Raw genomic sequence first — 13,777 nt, 5'->3', positions numbered from 1 at the left:
CTGAATACGGTTGACAGGCGACGGTTAAGCGCCCGATGCGCGGCCGTCCAGCCGCTTCCCGACGATCACGAGATCGCGCTCGACGCCGTCGAGCACGGCCACGCGCGGCAGATGCCCCCAGCGCTCGAAGCCGAAGCGCGCGAACAGCTTCAGGCTCGCTTCGTTGTGCCCGAAGACGAAGCCGAGCGCCGTGTCGACGCCGAATTCGGGCGCGCGCGCGAGCGCCGTGTCGAGCAGCCGCGTGCCGAGCCCCTTGCCGCGCGCCGCCTCGTCGAGATAGATGCTGATCTCGGCGGTGTGACGGTACGCCGGCCGGCCGTAGAAATCCGAGTAGCTGAGCCACGCGATCACGCGCCCGGCCTCCTCGACCACCCACAGCGGCCGCGTGCGCGGGCCGTGCGCGGCGAACCACGCCCGCCGGCTGTCGACGCTGACGGGCTCGAGATCGGCCGTGACCTGGCGCGACGCGACCGTCGAGTTGTAGATCGCGACGATCGCCGGCAGATCGGCCTCGGTCGCATCACGATAGAAATCGGTCATCGCACGTCCACCCGGACTTCAAACCCCACGATCCATCCCGCGCTCACGCGAACATGTCCCGGTAGCCGAGAAACAGTTCCTCGAACACCAGCCGCGCGTTGAGCGGATGGTTTTCCACCATGCGCTGACGCGTCACGGCCTTCATGAAGCGCGCGAACGCGTTCGCGTCGAGCGCGCTTGCGCAGCGCGCGAGCGCCGGCGCATGCGTCGGGAAATAGCGCGGCTCGCCGGCCATCCGCTGGGCGAGCAGGTCGTACAGCCAGCGCTGCAGCCAGCCGAGCACGAGCGGCATCGGCAGCTTCTGCAGCGCCTCGCCGCACGCGAACGGGTCGCACCCCGCGCCCGCCGCGAGCTGGCCGAGCGTGAAATCGCGCAGCGGCCGGTTCTCGTCGCTCGCGAGCGCGAGCGCCGCGAGCGGCGCGCCGCCCGCCTCGGCGAGCAGCGCCGGCGCGTCGGCGACGCCCTGCGCGGCGAGCCACGCGGCAGCGGCCTCGGGCGCGGGCACCGTCATCGGCCATTGCCGGCACCGGCTGATGATGGTCGGCAGCAGGCGGTCGATGCGCGCCGATACGAGCAGGAACACGACGCCCGGCGGCGGCTCCTCGAGCGTCTTCAGCAGCGCGTTCGACGCGGCGACGTTCAGCGCCTCGGCCGGATACAGCACGACGACGCGCGCGCCGCCGCGGTGCGAGCCCACGCCGCAGAAATCCAGCAGCGCGCGCACCTGCTCGATCTTGATCTCCTTGCTCGGTGCGCGGGTCTTCTTGCCGCCGTCGTCCGCGTCCGCGGGCTTGCCGGCATCCTCCGCCGCGCCCGGCGCCTCGCCGGCGAGCGCTTCCGGCAGCACGATCCGGTAGTCCGGATGGTTGCCCTGCGCGAACCAGTTGCACGCCGCGCACGCGCCGCACGGCTCGCCGTCCGGCTGCGGCGTTTCGCACAGGAAGCCCTGCGCGAGATGCTGCGCGAAGCGCAGCTTGCCGATGCCGGCCTGGCCGTGCAGCAGCAGCGCATGCGGCCATTGCGCGCGCAGCTGCTGCAGGCGGTTCCAGTCGTCGGTTTGCCACGGATAGATCATGTGCGTCCTTGGTCGGGGCTTACAGCGCGGCGAGCACGCCTTCGAGCTGCTTGCGGATGTCGGGGATCGCCTGCGTCGCGTCGACGATCGCGAAGCGGTGCGGCGCCTCTTCCGCACGCCGCAGGTATTCGCCACGCGTGCGCGCGAAGAACGCGTCGGATTCGCTCTCGAACTTGTCGGGCATCCGCGCCGCGCCGCGCCGCTCGCTCGCGACCTGCGGCGCCACATCGAACAGCACCGTCAGGTCCGGCTGAAAGCCGCCCTGCACCCAGCGCTCGAGCGCCTCGAGCTTGTCGCGCGGCAGCCCGCGGCCGCCGCCCTGGTACGCGAAGGTCGCGTCGGTGAAGCGGTCGGATACGACCCAGTCGCCGCGCGCGAGCGCCGGCTCGATCACGAGCGCGAGGTGCTCGCGCCGCGCGGCGAACATCAGCAGCGCCTCGGTCTCGAGGTCCATCGGCTGGTTCAGCAGGATCTCGCGCAGCTTCTCGCCGAGCTGCGTGCCGCCCGGCTCCCGCGTGACGACGACCTGCCGGCCGGCGCCGGCCAGCTTGCCCTGCAGACGTTCGCAAAACCAGTTCAGGTGGGTGGTCTTCCCCGCCCCGTCGATGCCTTCGAACGTGATGAATTTCCCGCGCGCCATTATTGACCTCGTATGTATTTGTCCACGGCCTTGTTGTGATCGCCGAGCGTATCGGAGAACACGCTCGTGCCGTCGCCCTTCGCGACGAAGTAGAGCGCGCTCGTCGTCGCCGGATTGATCGCCGCCTGCAGCGCCGCGACGCCGGGCAGTGCGATCGGGGTCGGCGGCAGCCCGCGCCGGGTGTACGTATTGTAGGGAGTGTCGGCCTGCAGGTCGCGCTTGCGCAGGCGGCCGTCGTACGCGTCGCCGAGCCCGTAGATCACCGACGGATCGGTCTGCAGCGGCATGCCGATGCGCAGCCGGTTCGCGAACACGGCCGCGACGAACGAGCGGTCGGCCGCATGCCCGGTTTCCTTCTCGACGATCGACGCGATCGTCAGCGCTTCGTAAGGCGTCTTGTACGGCAGGCCCGGCGCACGCGCCGCCCAGGCCTCGTCGAGGCGCGTCTGCATCAGGCGATACGCGCGCCGGTAGATGTTCAGGTCGCTCGTGCCCTTGTCGAACAGGTAGGTGTCGGGAAAGAACAGCCCTTCGCCGCTGCCTCGCCGGACCGTGCCGTCCGGCGCGCCGATCGCGCGCAGCAGGTCGGCGTCGCTCATGCCGGCCGTCGTGTGCACGAGATCCGGATTGCCGTCGAGTTCCGCGCGCATCCGCTTGAAGGTCCAGCCTTCGATCACGGTCGCGACGAATTCGTTGACGTCGCCGCGCGCGATCTTCTGCAGCACCTCGTACGGCGTGACGCCGGTCTTGAACTCGTAGTTCCCGGACTTGAGCTGGCTCGACAGGCCGAGCACGCGCGTCATCGCGACGAAGACGAACGGCTGGACCGGCACGCCGCCGCGCTTCAATTGCTGCGCGACGCTCTTCACGCTGCTGCGCGGCTTGATCGTGACGTCGAGCGACGCGGCGCCGAGCAGCAGCGGCCGGGTCGCCCAATAATACACGCCGCCGACGCCGGCGCCGGCCGCAACGACGGCCGCCACCGCGACCGTCGCGACGCATTTCTTCAGTAGGGACAGCACAATGGGTGTTTGGCTTTAAAGCGGTAAATCGCTGATTTTCAACAGAAAGTCGCTCGACGGCGAGCCGTGGGGCCGGCCGCGTTCGTGGATTCCCGGGGGTGTTGAGCCCTGTATTGTATCGATGTCAGCATTTTCCGTGACCACTTCAGTCGTGCCCCCTCTCCGCTCCCCTGTCGGTCGCCTCTCGTCACCTACGCACCTCAAGTGCACCGCCAGTCAATCCATGAGGGAGCAGCGTCTGAGGCTGAAGTTTCGGAGCCTTCAACCTCTTGCGGAAGACTCATCGCCCCGGAGCCAAACGCTGAACCTGACAACGTTTGGTCAAACCGGCATTGCTACATAGTAGACGTCCGACAATCAAGCGTAGCACGCGAGGCAGCAACCGAAATGGGCCGCAGGCCAGTACTCGTTGCCATTCTCCGTTATTCAAGAAATCCGGGGATACTCTGAAAAATCATTTCCTCTAGACTCCAAACATCACAATCAAATGCAATCCTCGTCATGCGAGAATCTACGCTCCTTACCCTCTCAATCACCACACAGCGAGACGATATGACTACAATAAACAAGAAGCCATCCTTGGGCCGGATAGCTTCAGGGGCGAGACGCTAGCGGCGCTGAGGTTGTGATTCGGAAGTTATCGGATTTCAATAAGGCTACACTGAAGGTTCGCGTCTCGTATTCCATCGCAAGCCCACCTTCGTAAGGCACCAGCGAATCATTCCATGGACCACTCAATTCTTGCTCAGCAACGGATGCGATCTTCTGAAGACTCCAACGCACATGAGCACAAAAAAACCCAATCAATGAAGCCAATCGACGCACATCGCGTTCACGATACCCAATTTAGCAGTTTTCGCACCACCGATAAATTAAGCAGACAACGGAAAACCTCTTCAGCATCAAGCCACACCATCACAAATTTAATTTTATCGAAGAAGAATCACAAAAAATGAGCTATCAAAGTGAAATTCGCCACTCCACAATTGGCGCTCTACGCGAGAAAGTACAAAATCGCAACTACAGTAAATACCTACTGCGCGTCTTGATCGAGCGCGCCAGATCATTTTCCGGCCAGTCAGTAACCTTTGACTTTCCTGTGACCGCTTTAATCGGCCCAAATGGTGGAGGAAAGACCACTCTCCTTGGCGCTGCAGCATGCGCATACGGCGCCGTCAAGCCCTCTCGATTTTTCGCAAAAAGTGGACGCTTTGATGCAAGTATGCAAAACTGGAAATTTGACTATGAGTTTATCGATAAATCACTCAAGGTAAATGAAGTAGTTCGGCGGTCCGCAAAATTCACAAATCAAAAATGGTCGCGTGATGCTGCAGCACGAGAGGTTGCAATTTTTGGCGTTTCGCGAACAGTTCCCGCAAACGAACGCCCAGAGTTAATCAAATGCATATCCTCGACATTTGACGTCGCCCCAGACAAAATTGAAGAAATGTCGAAGGACACGGCTACAGCCGTAGCGAAGATTCTTGACAAAGACGTATCTCGCTTCAGCTTTATCGCTGTCAGAGCTCGCGGACTTATCACCCTACTAGCAGGCAGTACTTCGTCCGGCGACAAGTATTCCGAGTTTCATTTTGGCGCTGGCGAGTCGAGCATCATCAGAATGGTCTCGCGACTTGAAACAATTGAAGAAAACGCTCTCGTCTTAATCGAAGAAATAGAAAATGGCTTACACCCACTAGCAACAATTCGTCTAGTTGAATATTTGATTGACCTAGCAGATCGCAGAAAAATTCAAGTAATATTTACCACGCACTCAAATGATGCACTAAAACCATTGCCAGATAAGGCAATTTGGTCTGCCGTCAACGGCCGAACATATCAAGGAAAACTTGATATTGCATCCCTGCGCGCGATAAGCGGTCAAGTTGAATCTCAGTTAGTAATATTTGTCGAAGATAAATTCTCAAAATCCTGGGTAGCAGAGATATTGCGATCCATCCCCGACGTTGCGATGGACGCAATAGAAGTGCACCATATGGAAGGAGATAACAATGCCGCACGCATCCATCGAGATCACAATATGGATCCGTCGGCAAAACAGAAATCCATTTGCATAGTCGATGGCGACTCTCGGGTATCAGAAAACCCTAACGAACTTATATTCAAACTTCCAGGGGAAATGCCAGAATCTTTCATATTCAATAGAATATGCGAGAAATACGAAAGCGTTGCAGGCGAGATGCCGCTAGCACTACTGAGACCGTACGAGGAATTTGAGCGCGTAAGGAATGTAATTTTCAGCGTAAACAACACAAACCGCGACCCACACCTCCTTTATGCACAGGTCGGACGAATGTTGGGGTTTATAAATCCTGATCGAGTAAAAGAAGGTTTCTTGTCAGTTTGGTCTAGGCACTGTCTTGACGACGCCGCGACATTAATTTCGGCCATAAGTGACCTGATTCCCAAAAATGGTCGTAATAGTAACAAATCGCCTATTCTTGAGCAATGTCCAATCACAGCGATAACGAAACCCGAGATTGAGGAACCGAGCACACCTGAACAAGTAAAGCGAAAACGCAAATCGATCGATAATCCTACCCCCGATCTCTTCGGCGACCTACCATGTCAGGACAGCTAGAGGCATCAATTGGCCTCTTAGCCACCCCCTTCCAAACCTTTGCCCGCTCGCTTACGTGAGCGGGCCCCTTTGAGGTATTTCTAAAATTGGCCATGTTCGTTGCAACGCTACTGGCGCGATTTGCTCAGGAAAGCGCGGGGCATCTTCCCAAGGCACATCCTTGCACGATTGCGTTCATGTACAACGGACGGCTGGTGGGATCGCGACTGATATGGCTCAAATTTTGGTAGACGAACGTGCTGCGGCGAGGCGTGTGATTGGAGGAACAAAGCCGTACTGCGCGCAGGGGTAGCCCGTCACCCTGCGCGTGAATGGGCGCGAGGTACTAGAATGATGCGGTCGGTTGCGGCACTCTTTATAGGGTATTGCGTCCAGTCGGGTGCCGCAACTCCGCATAACTTGAGTAAGTATTTGATTTGAAAATAGAAATATTTTCAGCAGCCCCAGGTAATATTTACTCGCCTACGTCAATCAGGGTTGACTGTTCCCTCATTCCATGAGCACTCCGTTCGCCTCAACGGCCGCCCCGGCTGCCGCCCCCGCATCGCTCCCCGTCTTTCCCCGCCCGCCGGCCGCCGATTTCGACGCGGCGGGCGCATACATGCTGCTTCCGCAATTCGGCGTGATCGACGTCGCGGGCGACGACGCGGCCACGTTCCTGCACAGCCAGCTGACCAACGACATCGAGCACCTCGACCCCGCGAGCGCGCGGCTCGCCGGCTACTGTTCGCCGAAGGGGCGCCTGCTCGCGTCGTTCCTCGCATGGCGCGCCGGCCACGACGTGCGCCTGCTGGTGTCGAAGGACGTGCAGGCCGCGGCGCAGAAGCGGCTGTCGATGTTCGTGCTGCGCGCGAAGGCCAAGCTGACGGATGCCAGCGGCGCGCTCGCCGTGGTCGGCTTCGCCGGCGACGTGCGCGCGGCGCTGTCGGGCATCTTCGACGCGCTGCCGGACGGCGTGCACGTGAAGGTCGACGGCCCCGCCGGCGCCCTGATCCGCATGCCGGACGCCGCCGGCAAGCCGCGCTATCTGTGGATCGGCCCGCGCGCGGAGGTCGACGCGCGCCTCGCCGCGCTCGACGGCAAGCTGCCGGCCGTATCGCCGGCCGTGTGGGACTGGCTCGACATCCGCGCGGGCGAACCGCGCGTCACGCAGCCGGCGGTCGAGCAGTTCGTGCCGCAAATGATCAATTTCGACGTGATCGGCGCGGTGAACTTCCGCAAGGGCTGCTATCCGGGCCAGGAGATCGTCGCCCGCAGCCAGTATCGCGGCACGATCAAGCGCCGCACGGCGCTCGCGCACGTCGCGGGCGACACCGATGCGGTGCACGCCGGCATCGAACTGTTTCACAGCGACGACCCCGGCCAGCCGTGCGGGATGATCGTCAATGCGGCGGCCGCGCCGGCCGGCGGTGTCGACGCGCTGGTCGAGATCAAGCTCGCCGCGCTGGACAGCGGCAGCGTGCATCTCGGCGCGGCGGACGGCCCGGCGCTCGCGTTCGAGCCGCTGCCGTACGCATGGCCGACGGAAGTGTGACCCTTTCCCCCCTTCGTACGCCGGCCTTCGCTTCACGGCCGGCGCCCGAGGTTTCAAGCGAGAGATTCGCCCGATGTGTCTGATTGCCTTCGACTGGCAGCCTGATGCCGCCGCCGGTCCCGTGTTCACCCTTGTCGCCAACCGTGACGAGTTCTTCCGCCGCACCAGCGCGCCGCTGTCGTGGTGGGAAGAGGCGCCCGGCGTGCTGGCCGGCCACGATCTCGAAGCCGGCGGCACGTGGCTCGGCGTGTCGCGCGACGGGCGTTTCGCCGCGCTGACGAACTATCGAGCGCCGTTCGACATCCGCGCGGGCGCACCGACCCGCGGCAAGCTCGTGTCCGACTACCTGAGCGGCCCGCCTGCCGCGCCGCTCGACTATCTCGCGCGGCTCGCCGAGCACGCGGCGGTGTACAACGGCTTCAACCTGCTGGTCGGCGACTGGAAGCGGCGCGAGCTCGCGTGGTTCTGCAACCGCGCGGCCGAAGGCGCGAGCGGCGTCGACGCGCCCGCGCGCGTGCCCGCCGGCGTGCATGCGCTGTCGAACGCGCGGCTCGACACGCCCTGGCCGAAGGTGGTGCGCAAGCGCGCCGAACTCGGCACGCGGCTGACCGATGATCCGGCCCCGCCGCTCGACGACCTGATCGCGATGATGCGCGACCCGCACATCGCCGCCGACGACGCGCTGCCGCACACGGGCATTCCGCTCGAGCGCGAGCGCGCGCTGTCGGCCGCGTTCATCGAGACGCCGGAGTACGGCACGCGCGGCACCACCGCGCTGCGCGTCACGATGAAGGAAGGGGTGCGGCTGACGGTCGAGATCAAGGAACGCTGCGACGACGACGGTTCGCACCGCATCGTCCGGCCCGGCGCGTTCGAGCGCGCGTTCACGTTCGACATCGACGCGGCACAGGTGCGCTGATACACCGCCATCGCACGCTCACGGCGCGCGCGTCATTTCGACGTGCGGCACGCCGATCTCGACGAACGGATCGCCGATCGCCGTGAAGCCGTGCCGGACGTAGAACGGCACGGCGGCTGCCTGCGCATAGAGCCGCACGAGCGGCTCGCCGCGGCGCCGCGCCTCGTCCATCAGCGCGCACAGCACCGCGGAACCGGCGCCCTGCCCGCGCGCGCCGGCCAGCACCGCGACGCGGCCGATCGTGCCCGACGGCAGCAGCCGCCCGGTCGCGATCGCGCAACGCGTGCCCGCCGCGGCGTCGAACCGGTAGGCGACCGCATGGCGCGACAGCGGATCGTCGTCGTCGAGTTCCCATTCCGGCGGAATGCGCTGCTCGCGCACGAACACCGCGTCGCGAATGCGTGCGGCGTCGCCGCCGAGCCTCGCCCAGTCGCCCGTTTCTACCACGCAGTCCGCCATATGCGCCCTCCGCGCGGCCGTGCCGCCGTCAGATCTCGTCGAATGCCGCCTTCAGCGCCGCCACCGCGTCCTCGTGCGCGGCGCGCACCTCGGGCACGAAGCCGCCCATCTTGAAGAATTCGTGAATCATCCCCGCGTAGCAGGTCAGCGTGACGGGAACACCCGCCGCGCGCAGCTTGTCCGCATACGCGGCGCCCTCGTCGCCGAGCGGATCGTATTCGGCGGTCGCGATCCACGCGGGCGCGACGCCCGCGAACGACGGCGCGCCGCGGGTGCCGTCGAGCGGCGCGAACCGCCAGTCGTCGCGGTCGGACGGCTCGCGCAGGTATTGCGAGAAGAACCACTGGATCGTGTCCTGCGACAGCAGGTAGCCGTTCGCGAGCCGCGCGTGCGAATCGGTCTGCTGATGGCCGGTCACGCCCGGATAGATCAGCAACTGCAGCGCGAGCCGGATGCCCGCGTCGCGCGCCAGCGCCGCGCAGACGGTCGCGAGCGTGCCGCCCGCGCTGTCGCCGCCGATCGCGAGCCGCGCCGCGTCGATGCCGAACGCGACGGCCTCGCGATGCAGCCAGCGCAGTGCGTCGTCCGCATCGTTCACCGCGGTCGGAAACTTGTGTTCGGGCGCGAGCCGATAGTCGACCGACAGCACCGCGCATTGCGCATCGCGCGCGAACATCCGGCACAGCGCGTCGTGCGTGTCGACGCTGCCCACCGTGAAACCGCCGCCGTGGTAATAGACCAGCGCCGGCAGCGGCTCGGCGAGGCTCGGCGCGACCGGCAGGTAGAGGCGCGCGCCGATCGAGCGGCCGTCGCGGGTCGGCACGACGCAATCGTCGACCGAATGCATCGGCGCGGGCATCACGTCGAGGATCGGCGCGCTCTTCTCGTAGGCCGCGCGCGCCTGCTGCGGCGTCTGGTGATGATAGGACGGACGTTTCGCGCGCTCGACCATGTCGAGTATCTGGGCGATCTTCGGATTCAGCGGCATCGAAATACCGGCGCCTGCGCGGCGCCGCTCACGGACAAGCGTCGTATGATGCCACGCCCGCGTCAGACGAGCTGAACGAGCTGCTTGCCGAAATTGTGGCCCTTCAGCATCCCTAGGAAGGCTTCCGGCGCACGCTCGAGACCGCATGCGATCGACTCGCGGTAATGCAGCTGCTTCGTCGCGACGAGCTCCGTCAGCTCCGCGAGCGCCGGCGGCCATGCGTCCGGATGCTCGAACACGATGAAACCCTGCATTCTCAGCCGCGAGCGCAGGATCAGCGCGGGATTCGTCAGCGGCGCGCTCGCGCCGTCGTAGGCTGCGATCATCCCGCACACGGCGATGCGGCCAAACGCGTTCATGCGGGCCATCGTCGCGTCCAGCACCGCGCCGCCGACGTTCTCGAAGCAGCCGTCGACGCCGTCGGGCGTCGCGGCCGCGAGATCGTCGACGAGCCGGCCGGCCTTGTAGTCGACGCATGCGTCGAAGCCGAGCGTGTCGACGACGTAGCGGCATTTGTCGGGGCCGCCCGCGATGCCGACCGCGCGACACCCGGCGCGCTTCGCGAGCTGGCCGACGACGCTGCCGACCGCGCCGCTCGCGGCGCTGACGACCACCGTCTCGCCGGCCTTCGGCACGATGATCCGGTTCAGCCCGTACCACGCGGTGACACCCGGCATCCCGGTTACGCCGAGGCAAGCCGACAGCGGCACACGCGACGTGTCGACCTTGCGCAGCCCGTGTCCGTCGGACGTGCCGTATTCCTGCCAGCCGAGGGTGCCGACCACGCGATCGCCGACCGCGAAGCCCGGATGCCGCGACTCGATCACCTCGCCCGCCGTGCCGCCGATCATCACCTCGTCGAGCGGCTGCGGTTCCGCGTACGACTTCGCGTCGCTCATGCGGCCGCGCATGTACGGATCGAGCGACAGGAAATGGTTGCGCACGCGCACTTCGCCGCTGGCGAGCGGTGCAAGCGGCGTCTCCACGAGCCGGAAGTTGTCGACGCTCGCCGCGCCCTGCGGACGCGACACGAGCAGGATCTGACGATTGACGACGCTCATCGCTGCCTCCTGTCGACCCGAGCCGGCGCTTCAGCGCCGACGCGGGCCCCATGCCCCGCGGCGCGCCGCAGCCCGCCGCAGGAAGAAAAACGGCCCTGCCGGACCGGCAGGGCCGCGCATTGCCGGCTTACGCGTCGCTCGGGCCCGGATGGGCGTCCGGCGCGGTGCGGCTGCGCTGCCGCTTGATGTCGCGCCCGACCGCGAGCCGCCGCATGTACTTGAACGTGCCGAGCGCCTTCGCGACGAAATGGCCTTCGCTGTCGCGCACCTCGCCTTCACAGTACGCCATCGTCGTCGAGCGGTGCATCACGCGCCCGTAGGCGCGCAGCTCGCCGCTGCCCGGCTGCATGAAGTTCACCTTCATCTCGACCGTGACGACGCCGACGCCGTCGTCGGTCAGGCTGCGCGCGGCCATCGCGAGCGCGACGTCCGCGAGCGTCATCGTCACGCCGCCGTGCGCGATGCTCCACGTGTTCATGTGGCGCGCGTCGAGCGGCAGCAGGATCTCGCTCTTGCCGTCCTTCGCGGACACGAGCTGCACGCCGAGCAGGTCGACGAACGGGCTCTCGATCGACGGACCGTCCGTCTGCGGTGCCGCGTCGCTCATTGCGCTGCGTCGACCAGATAGTCGATGCACTGGCGCGCTTCGCGCACCGCGCCGATGAACTTCTTCACTTCCTCGTGCACCGGATGCACCTGGTAGGCATCGAGGGCGGCCTGGTCGACGAAGTCCGAGACCAGCACGACGTCGTAGGTGGCTTCGAGGCCCGGCGTCGCGAGGCCGACTTCGAGATGAAGGATACCCGGCACGATGTTGCGGCACGCGTCGAGCTTGTCCTTGAGCCTGAGCGCGTTTTGCGCGCGCGTCGCGCCTTCCGCCGTTTCCTTCAACTTCCACATGACGATATGTCGAATCACTTCTTTGCTCCTGTTCGTGATGCTCCGCCGCACTGGCCGAGCCCTCTGCTGGCCGGGCATGCCCGGCGCGCCATCGTTCGCCTTCGGTCGCGATGATTCGCGATCGGACGGGAAAAAGCGCGTATCGAATCGGGTGGCCGACCGAATGTGCGGCGACGATACCCGCTTTTCCCCCTCCTGCTTGCCGACGTCAGCGCCCGGCAAGCGAAGGCAGGCACCAAGCCTACCAAACTTACCGGCTTCGATGGGTTGTATCTGGAGGGTGGCCGTTCGTGGCCGTGCGCGGGCCAGCGATGTCACGCACCTGAAAAACCGACCGGCGTCGCGACGCGTGAATCACCAGGGATGGGCATGCATCTCCACCGCGAACCGGGCCGCGATGGAGACGCTGGACTGGAACGTACTCGCGGCTTCAGGCCATCAATGCGCGACAACCCGATTGCGCCCTTCCCGCTTCGCCTGGTACAGCCGTTCATCGACCGCGCGCAGCAGCGCGTCGACCGTGCCGCCGTCGATCCCGTATTGCGCGACGCCGACGCTGACCGTCACCTGCACCCGCTTGAAATCGAGCCCGAACGGCGCGCTCGCGATCGCCGAGCGCACGCGCTCGGCCGTCATCCGCGCGCCCTCGAGCGGCATCTCCGGCAGCAGCGCCATGAATTCCTCGCCGCCGACCCGCGCGAGCCCGCCCGCCGGCCGGATCGCCTCGAGGCATTGCCGCACGACGCCGCGCAGCACCTCGTCGCCGATCTGGTGCCCATACGCATCGTTGATGTTCTTGAAATTGTCGAGGTCGAGCGCCAGCAGGCAGAACGGCGTGCCGTCGCGTTCCGCGCGCTGGATCTCGCGTTCGACCAGCGCGATGAACTGGCGCCGGTTCGACGCGCCCGTCAGCGGGTCGGTCGCGGCCAGGTATTCGAGCTTCTGGTTGGTGCGCCGCAGTTCCTGCAGCGCGCTTTCGGTGCGCGCCATCGACTCCGACAGCCGGCTCATCAGGTCCTCCTGGCTGTAGATCGCCGAGAACGAGCGCGTGGTCTGCAGCGCCTGCACGACGCCATAGCTGAGCAGGAAGAAACCGCCCGCGAAGATCGCATGCGCGAGCCACCACATGTGATTCCACGGCTTGCCGAGAATGAACGCGAGCGACGACAGCGCGAACGCGGTGATCGACATCCCGTAGATCAGCATCAGCGGCGAGCGGATGCGCCGCGCGAGCAGCACGCCGACGTTCAGCAGCGAAAACACGAGCGCGCCGCCTTCCATCGTGAGGCGCGTGCCGAGCGCGCCGGCCACCGGCGAATACGCGATATACGCAACGGCGACGTCGACCACCAGGAAAAACACGATCCACGGCAGCCACGTGCGCACGCTCGTGCGCCGGTCGACGCGATCGGACGGCTGCGAATACGACATCAGGCCGATCAGCAGCAGGATCGACATCACGAGCCGCGATGCCGGCCCATACAGCAGGAACAGCCAGATATTGTGATGCGCCATGCCGGTGAACATCCCGTGCAGCGCATAGATCATCGCGAAGCCGAGAAAGCCGAGCGTCAGCCAGCGCAGCAGCGGCTCGCCGGACGAGCGGTAGCAGACCCACGTCACATAGGTGACGAACGCGCCCTCGAGCGTCGCCGCGGCAATCGCGAGTTCATGGAATACGTGGCTCTCGTAGGTCAGGCGAGGATCGCCGAAGAACCACAGGTACGCAATGAGATACGCAGGCAACAGCGCAAACCCGACCATCAGGCACTTCGCGTAGATCTTCGCGACGGCGCTGACGGCGCGCGGCGGCTCGCCCGCAGAGAAAGTCGTGCTCAATTCGGCCCCCGATCGATCCGCTGCATTGTTCGAATGCGGAAGACGCCGGATCACGACACGCCGCCCGCTCCAGACTGCTTCAGACTTCGGGTCATGCACCGCGGTGGTCGGCTTGACGCGCGACGCGCGATCCGGCCCGCACTGCCGAAAGGCAAATGTCAGAGCTTAGTATAGGTGGGGCGATTCGTTTGACAAGTA

General features: G+C 65.0%; 13 protein-coding genes. 3 read left to right on the top strand and 10 right to left on the bottom strand.

The annotated features are described in order from the left end of the window. Positions 1 to 24: 24 nt before the first annotated feature. The 4 genes from ABFO07_RS09305 to mltG are packed head-to-tail and all read right to left on the bottom strand — an operon-like array spanning position 25 to position 3,274. Complete coding sequence (locus tag ABFO07_RS09305) at positions 25 to 540, bottom strand: GNAT family N-acetyltransferase (RefSeq protein ID WP_059567338.1); 516 nt, start codon at positions 538 to 540, stop codon at positions 25 to 27. Between the two features lie 43 nt (positions 541 to 583). Further along, on the bottom strand, positions 584 to 1,615 hold the full coding sequence (locus ABFO07_RS09300) for a DNA polymerase III subunit delta' (RefSeq protein ID WP_059567340.1): 1,032 nt from the start codon (positions 1,613 to 1,615) through the stop codon (positions 584 to 586). 19 nt (positions 1,616 to 1,634) lie between these two features. Further along, the gene (gene tmk, locus ABFO07_RS09295; RefSeq protein ID WP_017331988.1) at positions 1,635 to 2,255 is read right to left on the bottom strand and encodes a dTMP kinase; all 621 of its coding nucleotides are present in this window, start codon (positions 2,253 to 2,255) and stop codon (positions 1,635 to 1,637) included. Then, a complete protein-coding gene (mltG, locus tag ABFO07_RS09290; protein ID WP_059809829.1) occupies positions 2,255 to 3,274 on the bottom strand; it encodes an endolytic transglycosylase MltG in 1,020 nt (339 codons plus the stop codon). The genes tmk and mltG overlap by 1 nt, the downstream gene beginning before the upstream one ends. A 955-nt stretch (positions 3,275 to 4,229) precedes the next feature. Between mltG and ABFO07_RS09285 the strand changes: the two genes are divergently transcribed. From ABFO07_RS09285 to ABFO07_RS09275, 3 genes are all read left to right on the top strand, one after another. Then, positions 4,230 to 5,879, top strand: a complete 1,650-nt coding sequence (locus ABFO07_RS09285; RefSeq protein ID WP_081086654.1) for an ATP-dependent nuclease — start codon at positions 4,230 to 4,232, stop codon at positions 5,877 to 5,879. Positions 5,880 to 6,375: 496 nt separating this feature from the next. Beyond that, entirely contained in the window at positions 6,376 to 7,413 is a 1,038-nt protein-coding gene (locus tag ABFO07_RS09280; RefSeq protein WP_059890539.1) for a YgfZ/GcvT domain-containing protein, read from the top strand. Between the two features lie 73 nt (positions 7,414 to 7,486). Beyond that, positions 7,487 to 8,332, top strand: coding sequence for an NRDE family protein (locus tag ABFO07_RS09275; RefSeq protein WP_347466975.1), 846 nt, complete (start codon positions 7,487 to 7,489; stop codon positions 8,330 to 8,332). An 18-nt stretch (positions 8,333 to 8,350) separates the two neighbouring features. On the opposite strand, the gene ABFO07_RS09270 is transcribed toward ABFO07_RS09275, so the two are convergent. The 6 genes from ABFO07_RS09270 to ABFO07_RS09245 all read right to left on the bottom strand — a co-directional run bounded on the left by ABFO07_RS09270 (position 8,351) and on the right by ABFO07_RS09245 (position 13,579). Next, on the bottom strand, positions 8,351 to 8,791 hold the full coding sequence (locus tag ABFO07_RS09270; protein WP_059809466.1) for a GNAT family N-acetyltransferase: 441 nt from the start codon (positions 8,789 to 8,791) through the stop codon (positions 8,351 to 8,353). A 28-nt stretch (positions 8,792 to 8,819) separates the two neighbouring features. Continuing rightward, positions 8,820 to 9,779 (bottom strand): alpha/beta hydrolase, encoded by a 960-nt coding sequence (locus ABFO07_RS09265; protein ID WP_059567350.1) that lies wholly within the window; start codon positions 9,777 to 9,779, stop codon positions 8,820 to 8,822. Between the two features lie 62 nt (positions 9,780 to 9,841). Then, entirely contained in the window at positions 9,842 to 10,840 is a 999-nt protein-coding gene (locus tag ABFO07_RS09260) for an NADP-dependent oxidoreductase (protein ID WP_059809470.1), read from the bottom strand. A 127-nt stretch (positions 10,841 to 10,967) separates the two neighbouring features. Further along, a complete protein-coding gene (locus tag ABFO07_RS09255) occupies positions 10,968 to 11,447 on the bottom strand; it encodes a PaaI family thioesterase (protein WP_059567354.1) in 480 nt (159 codons plus the stop codon). Next, positions 11,444 to 11,758, bottom strand: a complete 315-nt coding sequence (locus ABFO07_RS09250) for a Dabb family protein (protein WP_059567356.1) — start codon at positions 11,756 to 11,758, stop codon at positions 11,444 to 11,446. The genes ABFO07_RS09255 and ABFO07_RS09250 overlap by 4 nt, the downstream gene beginning before the upstream one ends. A gap of 420 nt (positions 11,759 to 12,178) precedes the next feature. Then, the gene (locus tag ABFO07_RS09245; protein WP_059567358.1) at positions 12,179 to 13,579 is read right to left on the bottom strand and encodes a sensor domain-containing diguanylate cyclase; all 1,401 of its coding nucleotides are present in this window, start codon (positions 13,577 to 13,579) and stop codon (positions 12,179 to 12,181) included. Positions 13,580 to 13,777 lie beyond the last annotated feature (198 nt).

It is taken from the genome of Burkholderia stagnalis (genome assembly GCF_039848545.1).
Lineage (GTDB): Bacteria > Pseudomonadota > Gammaproteobacteria > Burkholderiales > Burkholderiaceae > Burkholderia > Burkholderia stagnalis.
Note: the sequence above shows the minus strand (reverse complement) of the source record. Positions and strands in the feature narration are given on the sequence as shown.